The 16,059-nt window shown below is 38.8% G+C and carries 17 protein-coding genes; 6 read left to right on the top strand and 11 right to left on the bottom strand.

Going from position 1 to position 16,059, the window contains the following annotated elements; all coding sequences use genetic code 11:
* Nucleotides 1–389: 389 nt before the first annotated feature.
* The gene (locus tag XEN7305_RS10820; protein WP_006509459.1) at nt 390–1,187 is read left to right on the top strand and encodes a sulfotransferase domain-containing protein; all 798 of its coding nucleotides are present in this window, start codon (nt 390–392) and stop codon (nt 1,185–1,187) included.
* 3 nt (nt 1,188–1,190) lie between these two features.
* Here the strand turns inward: XEN7305_RS10820 and XEN7305_RS10825 are convergent, their stop codons facing one another.
* From XEN7305_RS10825 to XEN7305_RS10835, 3 genes are read right to left on the bottom strand one after another with little or no spacing between them, the layout of a single operon-like run.
* Nucleotides 1,191–1,589: a hypothetical protein gene (locus XEN7305_RS10825; protein WP_006509460.1), complete on the bottom strand. Its 399-nt coding sequence runs from the start codon at nt 1,587–1,589 to the stop codon at nt 1,191–1,193.
* A 35-nt stretch (nt 1,590–1,624) separates the two neighbouring features.
* On the bottom strand, nt 1,625–2,701 hold the full coding sequence (locus XEN7305_RS10830) for a RuBisCO accumulation factor 1 (protein ID WP_006509461.1): 1,077 nt from the start codon (nt 2,699–2,701) through the stop codon (nt 1,625–1,627).
* Nucleotides 2,702–2,754: 53 nt separating this feature from the next.
* Entirely contained in the window at nt 2,755–3,108 is a 354-nt protein-coding gene (locus XEN7305_RS10835; protein WP_040897492.1) for a DUF1815 family protein, read from the bottom strand.
* Between the two features lie 265 nt (nt 3,109–3,373).
* On the opposite strand from XEN7305_RS10835, the gene hpnH reads away from it, so the two are divergent.
* The gene (hpnH, locus tag XEN7305_RS10840) at nt 3,374–4,390 is read left to right on the top strand and encodes an adenosyl-hopene transferase HpnH (protein ID WP_006509463.1); all 1,017 of its coding nucleotides are present in this window, start codon (nt 3,374–3,376) and stop codon (nt 4,388–4,390) included.
* A 189-nt stretch (nt 4,391–4,579) separates the two neighbouring features.
* Here the strand turns inward: hpnH and XEN7305_RS10845 are convergent, their stop codons facing one another.
* From XEN7305_RS10845 to XEN7305_RS10870, 6 genes are all read right to left on the bottom strand, one after another.
* On the bottom strand, nt 4,580–5,974 hold the full coding sequence (locus XEN7305_RS10845) for a diguanylate cyclase (protein ID WP_006509464.1): 1,395 nt from the start codon (nt 5,972–5,974) through the stop codon (nt 4,580–4,582).
* A gap of 188 nt (nt 5,975–6,162) precedes the next feature.
* A complete protein-coding gene (locus tag XEN7305_RS10850; protein WP_006509465.1) occupies nt 6,163–6,372 on the bottom strand; it encodes a hypothetical protein in 210 nt (69 codons plus the stop codon).
* Nucleotides 6,373–6,509: 137 nt separating this feature from the next.
* A complete protein-coding gene (locus tag XEN7305_RS10855; protein ID WP_006509466.1) occupies nt 6,510–7,223 on the bottom strand; it encodes a precorrin-2 C(20)-methyltransferase in 714 nt (237 codons plus the stop codon).
* Between the two features lie 33 nt (nt 7,224–7,256).
* A complete protein-coding gene (locus tag XEN7305_RS10860; RefSeq protein ID WP_006509467.1) occupies nt 7,257–7,550 on the bottom strand; it encodes a hypothetical protein in 294 nt (97 codons plus the stop codon).
* A gap of 164 nt (nt 7,551–7,714) precedes the next feature.
* Nucleotides 7,715–8,581: an alpha/beta fold hydrolase gene (locus tag XEN7305_RS10865; RefSeq protein ID WP_006509468.1), complete on the bottom strand. Its 867-nt coding sequence runs from the start codon at nt 8,579–8,581 to the stop codon at nt 7,715–7,717.
* 40 nt (nt 8,582–8,621) lie between these two features.
* On the bottom strand, nt 8,622–9,278 hold the full coding sequence (locus XEN7305_RS10870; RefSeq protein WP_006509469.1) for a TIGR04282 family arsenosugar biosynthesis glycosyltransferase: 657 nt from the start codon (nt 9,276–9,278) through the stop codon (nt 8,622–8,624).
* A 529-nt stretch (nt 9,279–9,807) separates the two neighbouring features.
* On the opposite strand from XEN7305_RS10870, the gene XEN7305_RS10875 reads away from it, so the two are divergent.
* The 3 genes from XEN7305_RS10875 (at nt 9,808) to XEN7305_RS10885 (ending at nt 12,793) form a co-directional block, all read left to right on the top strand.
* Entirely contained in the window at nt 9,808–10,908 is a 1,101-nt protein-coding gene (locus XEN7305_RS10875) for a hypothetical protein (RefSeq protein WP_006509470.1), read from the top strand.
* Between the two features lie 85 nt (nt 10,909–10,993).
* Entirely contained in the window at nt 10,994–12,001 is a 1,008-nt protein-coding gene (locus tag XEN7305_RS10880; protein WP_006509471.1) for a class I SAM-dependent methyltransferase, read from the top strand.
* Nucleotides 12,002–12,214: 213 nt separating this feature from the next.
* Nucleotides 12,215–12,793, top strand: a complete 579-nt coding sequence (locus XEN7305_RS10885; protein WP_006509472.1) for a Uma2 family endonuclease — start codon at nt 12,215–12,217, stop codon at nt 12,791–12,793.
* Nucleotides 12,794–12,842: 49 nt separating this feature from the next.
* On the opposite strand, the gene XEN7305_RS10890 is transcribed toward XEN7305_RS10885, so the two are convergent.
* Together XEN7305_RS10890 and XEN7305_RS10895 are read right to left on the bottom strand one after the other, a co-directional pair.
* Nucleotides 12,843–13,049, bottom strand: a complete 207-nt coding sequence (locus XEN7305_RS10890) for a hypothetical protein (RefSeq protein WP_006509473.1) — start codon at nt 13,047–13,049, stop codon at nt 12,843–12,845.
* A 69-nt stretch (nt 13,050–13,118) separates the two neighbouring features.
* Nucleotides 13,119–14,840, bottom strand: coding sequence for an ABC-F family ATP-binding cassette domain-containing protein (locus XEN7305_RS10895; RefSeq protein WP_006509474.1), 1,722 nt, complete (start codon nt 14,838–14,840; stop codon nt 13,119–13,121).
* A 232-nt stretch (nt 14,841–15,072) separates the two neighbouring features.
* Between XEN7305_RS10895 and galE the strand changes: the two genes are divergently transcribed.
* Nucleotides 15,073–16,056: a UDP-glucose 4-epimerase GalE gene (gene galE / locus XEN7305_RS10900; protein ID WP_006509475.1), complete on the top strand. Its 984-nt coding sequence runs from the start codon at nt 15,073–15,075 to the stop codon at nt 16,054–16,056.
* Nucleotides 16,057–16,059 lie beyond the last annotated feature (3 nt).

The following is a 16,059-nucleotide window of genomic DNA, read 5'->3' on the forward strand; positions in this document are numbered from 1 at the left end:
TACTTCTAACTTATCCCTTTAGGTTGAATTCCTCCACTTCTTTAAGTGGAACAGGGCATAGTGGTGAGTCTAATTCTCCCACTATGCCAGTTACCTTCTGCCTTCTTTTTAAAAATAACTTTGTCATTAAATTCCAGTTATAAGATACAGGATTTTACCCATAGATTATCTAAACATCAATAGTCTATGCCTTTCTAGAAGCGCAAGAACCTGAGTTTGAACTAATTGATATTTTTACAATAGTATTGTTTAATATTGTTTAGTGAAATTAAAGTGTTGATAAAAACATTTGTTAGGAAATTAACTTTGTGCAACTATTTATTAGCAAAATCCGGAACAAACTTGGCGGAATAAAGAAAAAACTTTTTGATTTCTTGAGATTTAATACGATGAGGCGGAAAATTCCGATAAAGAATATCAACAAATGCCTAGTCTTATTTCATCCGCGATCGGGGAGTAGTTGGTTAATTAAAATTTTGCAAGAGAATAAGAATTTCAGGGCAGGATATGAAATCTTTGGTTCTTATCAGTATGAATCAGACTCTCCTACTGCCTTAGAACAAGAGCAGTTACTCAATAATTTTTACAATTGCAAATTAGACAGGTCAATCACAACTTGGAATAACAAAAAAGGACGCTGGAATAGTAGTAAATTAGATTGTAACATCTACGATACAATAGTCTGTAAAATATCTCCTTACCAAGTAATTGATAAACCATTTCTTATTAAATTTATTCAAGAAAACAAGATTAAAGTCATTTGTTTAACTAGAAAAGATATTGTCAGACGTGCTGTTTCAGAATACAGATCAGATATTCTTTCCCAGAAAATAGGAACTCAGAATATAACCAAAATAGAAGACAATTATATACTGGGTTCTACTAAGATAGAAAAAGCAGATTTTTTTTCCTTTCTTGATAGAAGTTTAGCCGGGCTTAAGGATGTCTCTGTGATGGCTGATTTATTAGCTGAAAATAATGTTAATATTTTTCACTTAACTTATGAAAACTTACTCAAGGATACCAATAGCTCCTTACAAGAATTAGAGGATTTTCTGGGCTCCAAAATTAAGATTCGGCAGACGGAGAAAATAATAAAAATCACTGATGATAATCTTCAGAGCTCTGTTAGCAATTACGAGGAATTGCAGGAATGGGTAGATGAATATTTAAGCATCAAGACCTAAGAATTATGGATTTGCTATTCTTTGATCAATTTCTTCTAACGTATTGAGTAATAATCTTTTGGCCTGTAAACGCCAGCCCCATTTTTGAATTCTGAAAGCGGCATAACCTCCACCAAAAGTCGCAAGAAAGTCTAAGGGTTGAAACATGGAAATTCCTAGCAGTAAACCCAACCCAGCAATACCCCAAAAAGGCAAAGCTACCGTTTGACGTTGTTCTTCGACAATTTTACTTAATCCCCCTTGCGGAACTTCTTCTAGTAAGATGGCTTTAATCTCTTGTTGTTCCTTGCGGGGCACCGAGATGCCGATTTTGCGGCGCAACTTTTCTATTTTGCGCGCATCGGTACTATACTCGGTTAATTCGTCCTCTGCCATTAATAACAAACGTTCTAATTGTGACATTCTATATTAATCTTATATTGATAACTGATCACTGACTAATCGTCCATTTGCCAAGGCTCGGTAATATTGCCTTCGTCTATGATATTTTTGGCTCGCATGATCAATAGAAGTTGACCAATAATTGAACTAGGTGCTTCTTCCGACCATTGAACTACAATATCTTTTTCCGTTTCAACTAAGAAATAACTGTTCACATTCCACTCCACAGCAGCGCGATCAATAATTACTAAAACTGTTTCGGCTTTGCCCAATTGATAGTTAGGCAAGAGCTCACTTTGGCAAAAATAACCTACGGGATCTTTTGCTTTGAGAATCGCTTGCCAGCCAGGAACAGGAACAAAAGTTCCATTATGACTAATTGTAATCGTGCGGAATGGTTCTTTAATTTCTAGGGGAGAGACCGCGGCAATATCTTGGCGAGTCAGGGGGTAAGTTCCGGCAACGGGAATAATGCGAGGTAATTCCTCTTCGAATTCGAGACGATAAACAGGTAATAAAGGTGCTGTATAGGTAGTGGCAACGGAAAAATCACTCAGAAGTTTCTCGATCGCTTCTCTGGCAGAGTTGGAAACAGCAAACTTGAGTCCTTGAGCAATTAAGCGCGATCGCGTTTGTAAATCTTTCTTGCCCCGAGCCCGTTTCCAACAAAGATAGGCGACCATATCTCCTGGATGACTGGTAAAGGCATCAGGAAGCTGGGAAATGCGACCCACATCACGAGCGGCTTTAATCAGTTCGTGGGCATCATCAACATCGAAATTCTTGGCGCAGGCCAGCTCAGCAGCGGCGGCTCTTTGTTTATGCTTAAGAATGCGAAACTCGTATAAAACATCGGATCTTGGCCCCCGGAAGTAATTGAGGACAGACTCGGCAACTCCTTCTTTTTCCAAACTTTCGTAGACTTGTGATGCCACAACAATCACATTTTGTTGACTCTCTTGTAAACCCGAAGTTTCAAATATTTGTTCGGGAGAGCAACCTGCTTTGTGGAGCTGCTGGCAGGTTTTTCCCCAATCAACCCAGGTTCCTTCTTTATGAAGTAGCGATCGCAGTTTTTCTTGGATTTCTGCTTCTGACAACTGCAATTGACTATTTTGAGATTTACTTTCCATAAAATTAGGGAACGGGGAACAGGGAACAAGGCATTATAGGGAAGGACAGAGCCCTAACTGTTAACAGTTAACTGATAAGGTTGTTTCTTGTCAACTGGCAAGTCTACTTGATATTTTATTAAATCTGCTAAATCTTGTAATTGATTGATCGCTTCGGCGCCTTCTAGTTTCATCAGCTCGCGATCGTCTCGCATTTCCGTCCAAGTAATTCCATAGTCGGAAACCAAAAAACGGATTAAATGATCTTCCCCCAGGCTCACCATGAAAGAGGCACTATTGAGCTGACCACCACAGGTATAGCAGGAGGCTAGATAGCCCCGATTCTCTAAGGCGATCGCTAGGGCCTGAAGGTCCATGACCAAGTCCCGGACAAATTCACGGTGTTGTTGTGCAAGTCTTGTAAACAATGTTTTCCTCCCAAACACCAAATTTTTATTGTAAACGTTTTTAGTTTTGAAGATTTTCTTAAGATTTATGTACATGATAAGGGAAAACAATGTATTACTAAGATTACTCATTTGGATACAGCACATTGTTCTCACTTTTTTTGAAGGCACGAGTTTTGCTTTTGGTTATAATCCTAGATGTTTATCAAAATTTAAAGGAAAAAGAAGGGATAACATCTTTCCAGTGACCAGAGATCGTTTTTACATTAGCAATTAAACCTAGATTATGGGAATTCAGTTACAACAAGCCTTAACCGTCGGCAAATATTTAGTTACTCAGAAGTTGATGGGGAAAAAAAAGTTCCCTTTGGTACTGATGCTAGAACCTCTTTTCCGCTGCAACCTAGCCTGTTCTGGTTGTGGCAAGATCCAGCATCCACCAGAAATTCTCAAACAAAATTTATCTCCCGAGGATTGTTTTGCGGCGGTGGAAGAATGTGGTGCACCTGTTGTTTCGATCCCAGGGGGCGAGCCACTACTTCATCCTCAGATCGCTGAGATTGTTCAAGGTTTGATTGATCGCAAAAAATTTGTCTATCTTTGCACTAATGGCTTATTGCTCGAAAAAAGCCTGAAAAAGTTTCAACCTTCCCCTTATTTAACTTTTAGTGTTCATTTAGATGGGTTAGAAGAGCAGCATGATGAATGTGTAGATCGCAAAGGAGTATTCCAAACAGCGATCGCAGCTATCAAAGCGGCTAAACGTCAGGGATTTAGAGTTAGCACCAATACCACCGTCTTTACTGGAGCAGATCCGAAAAAGATGCAGGAGTTTTTTGATTTTCTCGAAACCTTGAATCTGGATGGCATGATGATCTCTCCTGGCTACAGCTATGAATGGGCTCCTGACCAAGAGCATTTCTTACAGAGAGAGCAAACAAAGGCTTTATTCAAAGAAATTCTTAGTCCTTGGAAATCAGGCCGCAAAAAATGGAGTTTTAATCATAATCCCCTATTTTTAGAATTTTTAATGGGAGATGCTGATTTTGACTGTACTCCCTGGGGCAGCCCTAGTTATAGCGTTTTTGGTTGGCAAAAACCTTGTTATCTCGTCAATGAAGGACATTATTCTAGTTACTCAGAATTACTCGCAAAAACCGAATGGAGTAACTATGGCAAAAATAGCGGCAATCCCAAATGTCGTGATTGCATGGTGCATTGTGGCTATGAGCCAACAGCCGCGACAGTGGCAATGCAACCAGATAATATGGGCAAAGCTTTAAGTGGCTTGTTTGGCGGCTAAGCTGAAACTTATGATATAATCTTGTTGGTTCGACTGCTTCTAGTTTCCAGATGAAGTCAGATCGAAATACCACCTAACAACTGATAACTGATAACTGATGTGTGGGGGCTGTTCTAAACACCCCTATTTTTTTGTCCCGGCAGGAGTTATGAATCAGTACAAAAGTTTTAATTTTTAATATTTATTTTATTAGGCAAAGGGCAATTCTAGAGCTTTATACTCTACTCGGTTGCGACCTGAAGCTTTGGCTTCATACAATGCTCTATCAGCCGCCGCAATCAAAGACTCGGGAGAAGAGTCAACACTGGGAATAATACTCGAGACGCCTAAACTTAAAGTGACATATTGACTCACTTCGGATAAATCATGGGGAATTTGTAACCCGACAATTCTTTCTCGGACATCTGTCGCAACTTTTAAGGCCCCTTCTCCTTGGGTAAAAGGTAGAACCATGGCAAATTCTTCTCCTCCATAACGGAAGACCACATCAGCAGGTCGTTTAATTGCCATTGCCATGCCTTGGGCTACGTTATATAAACATTGATCTCCTGCTTGATGCCCATAGGCGTCATTATAAAATTTGAAATAGTCTACATCACAGATAATCAACGAAAGAGTTTGTTGTTCCCGAGCGCATCTTGACCATTCTTGAGCGAGATACTCATCAAAACGACGACGATTGGCAACTTGAGTAAGACTGTCTATGTTTGCTTGCCGCTGTAGTTCCTGATTGGCTTCTTTAAGGGCAATTTCCATCTGTTTGCGTTCTGTAATATCTCGAAAATTCACCGCAAAACCATCACCCAATTTGACGGCAACAATATGAAACCAATTGCCCTCGCGATTGTAGTAATGTTCTTTATCTAAGACAATGCAATTTTCTACAACTTGAACAAAAAAATCAAATAAACCCTCAAATAAATTATTAGATAAGGTTTCTCGTAACAGTTGACCCCTTAAGCTATCTCCCGTTTCTCCCACTGACATAGCTGCGACGGGATTTACTACCAACCAACGAAAGTCGATAATGCTCCCCCAGCGATCGCGAATTGCTTCAAAAGCCGCTACCCCATCAAGAGAGCTGTTTAATACTCCCGCTAAAAGTGCCCGAGACTGATTTAGCTCTTTTTCAACTGTTTTTCTTTCCTTGACGTTCTGATACAGAAGTTGTTTGAGATTGTCTTTTTCTTGATAAATTTTAAATTGAGTTTCGACTCGAACCAATAATTCTTCGATAAAAAAGGGTTTGGTAATAAAGTCCGCACAGCCCAATTTAAAAGCTTGCACCTTGTCGCTTTCCGAATCTAAGGAGCTAATAAATATTATGGGTATCTGACGGGTCTTTTCATTAGACTTGAGAATTTTACATAGCTTATAACCGTTGATCGCCGGGAGAACAACGTCTAATAATATCAGGTTGGGAAGTTCCCCTCTAATTGCGTGAAGAGCCATTTCTCCATCAGCAACGCAGTGAACTCGATAATTATGCTTCATCAAAACAGATGACAAAAGACGGAGATTGTCTAATGAATCATCTACGATGAGAATATTACCTTTGACCGGTGCATCGTATTCTTTGCTCATTCACCATTGCTTTGGAAATGAATATATATCCTGACACGCAAAAAGACTTAAAGCCTAAAAATAAGGTTGAGCTTTTGAACAATACAAAATTTAAATAGCTACTATTTTTTTAACGTGCTAGTTTAATTTTAAGTCAGATTTTGGGAAAGGCAATAGCCAAGAGCAAAACAGGTAACTTAGTTGCAAGCTCAATTCCCTAGTTTTTCTAATGACTGACGAGAAACCAATTTCTCAATATTAGCTTGAGTGGTTTGTAACAACTGTTCTCTAGGACTTGTGACGTCTGTGAGCGTGGGCAGAAAATTACGAGCTTGTAATGCCATGTGGAGTTGTAGTTGGGCTACGTATTCACTAATGTCTTCACGAAAATGCTCATGATGAGTTAACTGCAAATTCACGCTGTTTGGTCTCCCGAAAAAATATAGCTTTTGATATCAATAAAAACTAACATGAGAGTTGTACTTTTCGAGCTGTTTTCGATGATTCTCAATATTTTGCAATATTATTGCGTTAATAAACTTAATTTTTCTTTGGTCTAAGTTTTGTTAACTCGAATTATCAGGATAGAGAAATAAGACAATTGTAGGTTGGGGTAATCTGTGAGGTCATTATATATTCTGCGATCGCTAAAAGTTGCTCTTTCGACTAAACTACTAAATTTTAGTAACCCTCGTCGTTGCAAAATTTGCCACACTTTTTGATAGACCGCATTAACTTTCATCAAAACCACAACATCAGATGATGCTAAAGCCTGTTCCAAATCTTCCCAGGAATAGGTAGCAGGTAAAATCTTCAGACTCTGATAACTAACAGTTAACGGAATCTGTAACTCAGAAGCTGCGGCCATAGGAGAACAGATCCCAGGCACGGTGATAATGGGGACTTCCCCAAAATATTGTTGTGTTGTCTGAGCTAAATAAGTAAACGTGCTATAAAAGCTGACATCTCCTTCACAGGCAAAAGCCACATCAATTCCTTGTTTCAAATATTGCCAAACCTCTTTTGCTGCTTGCTGCCATGCTTGGTGCAAAAGACTCTCATCCTTTGTATAGGGAAAATTTAAGGCAATAGTTTTTTGTTCTGGCCGCAGCCATTGAGCAATTATCTGTTCTGCAATGCCTGGTTTTTGATTAATCCCTGCGGGGAAAGCTACAATTTCCGCTTTTTGCAATAATCGTAACCCTTTAACTGTAATTAATTCAGGATCTCCAGTCCCCACACTAATGCCATAGAGAGTTCCAATGTTCAATGTTTAATTTTTAATGTTCAATTTTCAATTATCTCAAGAGTCTCGTAAACTTTGATAACGATAGAAGTTGAAGATATCAAAGAGGATTCCTGCAACAGTGCTAGTTAAACCAATGGTGAGCATGCCCAATAGAGGTTTACCATTACCAAAAACTAGTAGAAATTCTAAAATAGCATTGTTGATTCCGTTTCCTAAAACTAACAAACTAGGGACGAAACCCAACAAAAATGAAAAGCCTAGCAACAATAAAATTAACGTTACAGGAAGTGCAAAGCTAATCGTGGCGGTAAGGAATAGAGAGGTCATCAAACTAGGCGCAAGTTTCATATTACATTGCCTATGATAAAGAGTATTTGGGCAAGGATTGTTGCCTATCAATACACCATAGACGGAATTTTCCTGTTTGGAGATTATATTAAAAATTCTTAAATCTTTATAAAATTACTTGGTAAACATTAGTTAACTCCAGAGCTCTAGGTCTAGGAAAAGCTTTAGCGGTTATGGGATTCAACTAGTATTGCGGATTGTTGCAAAAAATTTCTAATTCCCCGCAGATAAGAATCACTATCTTCCAACATCGGAAAATGACCTGTGTTGGATAATTCGAGATAGTCCAACTTATGGTTCAGTTTGGATGCCTGTTTTGCCATTTTTGCGGGGATAATCTGATCTTTTTCTCCTGAGACAAGAAGAGTTGGGACTTCGATGTTGGCAAATTCGCGCGGCATAATTTCTACCGCTTCTTTACTTACTGAAGTAAAAATTGTTCCTAATGCCGATTCGTAATCAGCTAGAAGAAAATCTTCTAAAAAAGCAAAGCGATCGCTCTTGTCAATGGGACGGGATAAAAATCTGGCCATGAACATTCTGTCGGCAAAAGGAAATTTGAGGAACCATTGGTAACGAAATTTGACTACATAGGCTCCAAACTTATGAAAAGCCTTGAAAGCTCTTTCGTCATATTCAAAGATGCCATTGCAAGTAAGGATTGCTTGTTTGACGCGATCGCGGTGGCGATTAATAAAGAAAGTTGCCACCGATGCTCCCATAGAATGAGCCTGAACTGATATTTCTGTCAGGCCCAATTGATCTAATAAGATAGCTAGATCATCGGCATAGTCTGACATTTCGTAACCTAGATTCAAAGGCTGATCAGGTAATGTAGAACGACCGAAACCCCGCATATCATATAGTAGACAGTCAAAGTCTGCCGACAAGGCATGAGCCGTACTTGACCAATATCTAGCAGAACCCGCCCAACCATGAACAAATACCATAACTGGTTTACGAGCTGTATTGTTGGAGTCACGAATCCACTGATAAAAATGGTCAACCCCACGGACATTGATGAAAGGCATGGCTACTCTGAAATAATCACGATTCTTTTGTGATATCAGATTAATCAATCTTTAAGGTGTTTTTTCGGTAAAACTTTATATTGTGACGCTCCGCTATTTCTAGGTCTTCAGGGCGATCAACATCAGGCAAAATGGGTAAGTATGCCGTCGATAAAGCTAGTTGCTGAGCGATTTTCTTTGTTGTAGAGAAGACAGAATCCGTCCCCCAGTTAATATCAGTAAACAATTCGGGAACTAATTTATTTAACCCAATCAGATAATATCCCCCATCTTCGGCTGCTCCCAATACTAATTCCTGGTTATTTAGAGCCTCGAAGGCTTGGCCTAAAATCATCGGATTAAGATCAGGGCAGTCAATCCCAATAGTTACGATTCTTTGTTTTCCTCGCTTAAAAGCATCCGCAAAGGCTGATTTCATCTTGGCGCCGAGATCTCCTGATGCTTGAGGACGATAACTGTAGTTATTTCCTAAGTTATTTCCTAGCCAAGATATCATTAAACTGCGATCGCCACCAGCAAAATGAATTTCGATATCTATCGGACGAGATGCCTGTAATGTTTGAGCTGTCCCAATTGTATGTTCACTTAGTTGACGTTGTAAATCTGCTGCTCCTAGGGCTCCTAATGCAGGAATCATGCGGGTTTTAGTTTTTCCAGCCTCGGGATAACGGGTAAAAATAATTAAGCTTTCAGTCATAAATTCTCAATATACTAAGGGAACGGGGAACAGGGAACAGGGAATGGGGAACAGGTAAAAGGGAACAGGGAACAGGGAACAGGGAACGGGGAACAGGGAACGGGGAACAGGGAATGGGGAACAGGTAAAAGGGTAGAAATTCGTATTTTGTTGGGTCAAGATTTATTGAAGATAGAATTAGTTAATAAGTATAAATACTTGGATAAAAATTAGGTAGAAATTCTTACCTTCCCATGATTCTACAGAACTGAAATATTTAGTATTTGGCATTTCTCCGTATCTTTTTGCTTAAATTCCTAAACTTCACTGGTAAAACCCTCAGTGTGATAACAAAATAAACGTCATAAGTCAATGAAGTACTTCACCAAAAGCAAGTGATTTCATCAATTGCCCCTGCAAATTTGACTCAGTATTATTAGTTAAGTAGCAAGTAAGTAATTGGTGGAATTACTTAGCAGAAATTCCAGAGCATAAAAAAGTTTATTAAAAATATTATTTTCTTGTCATCAATTCATCAGAGGAAAATCTAATGGTATATGTAATTCGGACAATTGTTCTCTTTATGATCGGACTTTGGCTCAAAAATAAGTTTAAAGAAGAGCTTAGTTTCAAGTCAATTAAGATTGTGATGATGCAAGTGTTTCTGCCTGCGGTCATTTTTTACCTAATACTGACCAATAAAGAAGGAATTAGTGAGCATGGCCTATGGATGATCATTGTGGCAACTTTAGCTTTAAACTTCCTTACTTTTGGGTTTGCTAAGTTTGTTTTGCCCAAACTGCTGCCTAGTCTTGGCAAAAAAATCATTAATACTAATGCCGTTATGTTAAGTGCCTATGCGCCCTGCATAACAGTTGTCCCGATCGCAGCCGCTATCTCAACCAACGTCAATGCAACCTATGCAGCTTTGTTCGATATTGGTGATAAGTTTTTTATTTTTGTAATTCTGTTTGCTTATATTTCAGTTCAAGTTCAAGAAAAATCAGGCGGGTTCGGGCAAAATGCCTCTCGTTTTCTCAAAAAGATTATTTTGCAACCGATTAATCTCGCTTTGATTTTGAGTTTAGTACTTTCGAGTCAAAATATTGTATTTGAAGATTTACCTTCTGTAGTTCAACAAGTGATCGTTGATATCAAAGCTCCCTTGCTGATCTTGATTCCCATCTTTATTGCTGGAGTTGTCAGTTTTGAAAATATGTCCAAAACCTTATTATCTGTTTTGATGTATAAATATGGCTTTGGTTTTGTCGTTAGTGCGATATTTTTGTTACTATTCCCCGGCGTAATCACTGCTGGATTAGGACTACTTGTTGTTGTGGCACCCCTTGCTTCTTCTAGTATGTGGGCCAAACAAAATCTCATGGAATTTGACCAGGAGAAAGTATCTCAAAAATTCGATCTTGAGTTTGCTGACGATTTGTTTACTAATTCCTTTGGTATCTCTCTACTTTTAAACTTCCTAATTTTTTCCATCGGCGAGTCGGTTGTTAATCCCAATCTTCTTCTAATCGTTGGTGGTGGCTTAATGGTTACAGCCTCGATGTTATATGTTCGTTCTAGAAAAGCAGCCAGACAAGCACAATTGGCAGCTGCGGAAGCTCAAGCTCAAAAAGAACTAGCTCTTAGATAAGATGGCTTTTGGGGTAATCAGGAATTAAAGAATTGTCCATTCTTCATTGAAGAGAAGCGATCGCGATCGCTTCTTTTTTGTTGACATGATAGAATTCCCCTTGGGGAATTTGTCAAAAACTCTATCAGAAATTGTGATCGTAAATACCGATAAGCTAAAACCAGATTGGGCAGGAGATGATCTCCTATCTCGCTTTGTAAATCTTTTGATTAAGACTAAGCCTTTCTATAGCATCATGAAAGGTCAAGCCAGACGAGTACTGATTAGCACAGCGGAAAAAAATGGTATTCCTTGGCGCAAGAATTACCAGGAATTAGCGAACTCCGAAGTTAAAGAATTGTACAATGCGATCGCAGATGCTGAGTTAGTCTATCCTGATTACTATCAAGTTCCCTTTCATGCCTATGATGAAGGCAATCTTTGTTGGCAAGCAGCCTTTGAAGCGGAATCTGCCACTCTGTCTATGGGTTTACGAGTTTGGAAAAATGAACCTGGTTTGACTTGGCAAGTTGCCCAGGATAGATTACGTAACAGTTTTTATCAAATAGTAGAAAAATATACCAATAATCCACTCCAAGATATTCTTGATATTGGTTGTTCTGTCGGCATTTCGACCTTAGCCCTTCATCGCTATTTCAGTGCTCAACAAGATCTTCCGATCACAACTATTGGCTTAGATTTATCTCCCTATATGCTAGCCGTTGCTAAAAAAAGAGATGAACAACAGGAAATTAGCCAATGGTTTCACAGCAAAGCAGAAAAGACCAAATTTGCCGATAATTCTTTTGATCTGGTCACGCTACAATTTCTCGTCCATGAATTACCTCGCAAGGCAACCCAAGAAATTTTCACAGAAATGTTCCGTATTCTGCGTCCTGGTGGTGTGATTGCGATCGTCGATAATAATCCGGCTTCCCCCGTAATTCAAAATTTGCCACCGGTGTTATTTACCTTAATGAAAAGTACTGAACCTTGGAGCGATGATTATTACACTTTTAATATTGAACAATCTTTGGTAGATACTGGCTTTAACTATCAAACTACTGTTGCTAGCGATCCCCGTCATCGAGCGATTATCGCAATTAAAAGTTGACTCCTGTAGCTGGGATCAATAATCAACTATTATGGAAGTAATTAATTAGTCATGGAAAATATCCTCGGAGTTGCTAAATTCAGATATGAATTTGTCTCGCGCAAAGACGCAAAGACGCAAAGAAGATTAGTCGAAATATTCTTTAGTGTTTTAAATCAGCAGCGCCATATCCTCAATTTCTAGATTGTACTTAAAAAGGGATAAATGCAAATCATGACAGCCAAAACAGTAGGGAAATTACTAACTTTCCAAGATTATCTTAGCTATGACGATGAGACAAATAATCGCTATGAATTGGTTAATGGAAAATTAGAAGCCATGAATCCTCCTACTTTTAGGCATATTCTTATTGCCAAATTAATCGAACAGGCTTTTGATCAAGAAATTAGCCGTTTAAAATTACCTTGGATATGTTTAAAAGAATCGGGAATTCGTACTGGTTGGCGGAAGTCTAGACTGACAGATATTTCTGTAATTAAAGCGAACGATATCCAGGGATTTATTGACAAATCAGCAGTATCTCAAATTCCTCCTTTGCTTGCGGTGGAAATAGTAAGTCCAGAATCAATCAAACGTGATTATCGGTATAAGCGATCGGAATATGCGGCTTTAGAAATACCTGAATATTGGATTGTTGATCCTCAAGAAAATAAAGTTACAGTTTTGCTGTTGGATGAAGGTTTATATGAAGAAACAGTCTTTACAGAAGAGGAAAAGATTATTTCTGTGACATTTTCCAAACTCAACTTAACTGTCAAAGGCATTTTGACAGTGGGGAATCTTGAGACTTGATATTTGATAAAAAATTGGGTGTTTGATATCGTTCATAAGTTGAATTTAATTACAATTCTTGATTTTGAAGTTTTTTCAAAATTGCTGTTTGAATTTTCTCGTCAAAGTCAAGATCCTCAGGGCCAGCAATAACTTCGCGATGATTTTGATTCAAACGATCTAAATATGCTTGAAGCGCAGATTTATTATTACGATGTTTAAGAAAATACCGTTTCAATTCTACATCAGTCATCTGTTCATAATCTATTTGGCTCATTAGATCACCTCCCCATTAAGCTTTAAATTAATTGATTTTTGACTATTGCTGTAGCGTTTGGATGACTAATTACTTAGCGGTTGCTTTGGTTTTCTTTTGTTTTTTCTTTTCAGCTTGTTTAGCACGTTTAGCAGCTTGCTTCGCAGCTTTTTTCTCAGCTTCAATTTTTTGCTGCTCTTTAGCTTGAGCCTCGGCAACTTTACTTAAATAATATTTATAATCTCCTGGATAAACCACTAACTCCCCATCTTTGATCTCAACAATTTTATTCGCTACTTGGGAAATAAAATAGCGATCATGAGAAACCACAATCACCGAGCCATCATAATTCTGTAATGCTTGCTCTAGCATCTCTTTTGCTGGAATATCGAGATGGTTGGTCGGCTCATCTAGCATTAATAAATTTGCCGGAGTTAAGAGCATTTTTGCCAAAGCCACCCTAGCTTTTTCTCCTCCACTAAGTGCTTTGACTTTCTTAAATACTGTCTCGTTACTAAAGAGAAATCTCCCGAGCAATGTCCGAACTTCTTCATTTTTCCACTCAGGAACTTCATCATGAATTGTCTCAATGACAGTTTTCTCTAAATCTAAAGCTTCCGCTTGATTTTGTTCAAAATAGCCAGGAATTACATTATGCTTGCCGAAAGTAGCTATGCCGTCTTCTGGCTCTTCTAATCCGGCAATCATCCTTAGTAACGTGGATTTACCTGCACCGTTTGCACCTAAAATAGCAACGCGATCGCCCCTTTCTATGGTCAAATCAGCACCCAAAAATAAAATATTATCGTTATAGGTATGGGTTAAATCTTTGACAACCACGACATCTCGACCACTGCGAGCAGAAGGCGGGAACTGAAATTTGAGAGTTTTGAGATCCGCGATCGGTGCATCGACTAACTCTATTTTGTCTAACTGTTTTTCTCTACTTTTTGCTTGGGTACTTCTGGTGGCACTAGCGCGGAAGCGTTCTACAAATTGTTGTTGCTTGGCAATCTCTTTTTGTTGGCGTTCATAGGTTGCCAACTGAGAGGTACTAGCTTCTGCTTTTTGCAATAAATAATTGGAATAATTACCTAAATAAGTAGTAGAAAACCCTCTTTCCGTTTCCACTATTTTGGTACAAAGGCGATCGAGAAATTCCCTATCATGTGAAATAATAACCATCGGAGTATTGACTCCTTTGAGATATTTTTCTAGCCATTCAATAGTTTCCAAATCTAGATGGTTGGTCGGCTCATCTAGTAATAAAACATCAGGTTCTTGAAGTAAGATTTTGCCCAAACTCATTCGCATTTGCCAACCGCCACTGAAGGAACTGACTAGGCGATCGCCATCTTCGGGCTCAAAACCAACTTCTGGCAATATTTTCTCAATCTGGGATTCTAGAGTATAAGCGTCTAGGGCTTCTAACTTGCGTTGTAGCTTATCTAGTTTATGAATTAATTTATCTAATTGTTTGGCATCAGCAACATCCATTTCGTGATGCACTTTATTCATCTGCTGATGAACTTCATTCACCTCTGTAAATACTGTCCAAAACTCTTCGCGAACTGTTCGAGTTGGTTCTACTTCAAATTCTTGGGTCAGATAGGCAATGCTCAAGCTTTCAGGGCGAATTACCTCTCCTGAGGTGGGTTCGACTTCCCCCATAATTATCTTCAACTGGGTAGACTTTCCTGCACCATTAACGCCAACTAAGCCAACTCGCTCTCCTGGTTTAACTTCCCAGGTAACATCTTTGAGCACTTCTCCTGTGGGGTAAATTTTACTGATGTGTTCGAGTCGTAGCATCAAGAATCTCCGTGGTTGGTAAAGTTTTATGGACGATTGTTACCAAATATTATATTAGCTTAAGAAGTAGGGAATTAGGAACCAGAAGAGAGGAACCAGGAGAGAGTAAAATGTATAACCCTGACAAAAATAGTCTAGTATTATCAACGCAGTGGTTGAATCTGTGCAAGAATCCTAAATCTTTACCATTGCTAATACTTAATCTTGAAAGAATGAGATCGCTCTGTTTCCTATGGGAGAAAAAATTTTAGTCACTGGAGGAGCAGGATATATTGGTTCTCATGTCGTAAAAAAACTGAGGCAGACTGACCATGATATTGTAGTTTATGATAACCTTTCCACTGGCTCTGCTGCTGCTGTTTTGCATGGCAAATTGATTGTAGGAGATCTTAATAATCTAGAATTGTTGTCTCAGGTTTTTGCTCAGCATAAATTTTCCGCTGTTTTCCATTTTGCGGCTAGTATCTCCGTCCCTGAATCTGTGGCTAAGCCCCTGAGTTACTATGCCAACAATACTCGCAATACTCTCAATTTATTGCAATGTTGCCAAAAGTTTCAAGTTAATAAGTTAGTTTTTTCTAGTACAGCTGCGGTTTATGGCGATACTGATAACTGCCCAATTATCGAGTCTGAGCCTACGAATCCTGTGAATCCTTATGGCCGCTCAAAATTAATGAGTGAAATGATGATTCAAGATTATAGTTATAGTTCCAATTTGAAATATGTGATTCTCCGCTATTTTAATGTTGCGGGGGCCGATTGTTCTGGAGAAATTGGTCAGTCTGGTAAAAAAGCCAATCATTTGATTAAAATAGCTTGTGATGCGGCTCTTGGACTTCGCGATCGCGTAAATATTTTGGGAACTGATTACCCCACGCCCGATGGCACAGGAATTCGTGATTATATTCACGTCGAAGATTTGGCCACTGCCCATCTCGATGCTTTATCCTATCTTGCAACTAATAGCGAAAGTCAAATTCTTAATTGTGGTTACAGCAAAGGCTATAGCGTAAAAGAGGTGCTCTCAAAGGTCAAAGCAATTTCTGGAGTTGATTTTCCGGTAAGAGAAACTTCTAGAAGACAAGGTGATCCTGCTTGCGTTGTGGCTTGTTGCGATCGCATCAAGCAGGTCTTAAATTGGCAACCTCAATATAATTCGTTGGATGCGATTGTCCGTAGTGCTTGGGATTGGGAAAAATTGAAAATTAAAAATTAAAAA

The organism is Xenococcus sp. PCC 7305 (assembly GCF_000332055.1).
Taxonomy (GTDB): domain Bacteria; phylum Cyanobacteriota; class Cyanobacteriia; order Cyanobacteriales; family Xenococcaceae; genus Xenococcus.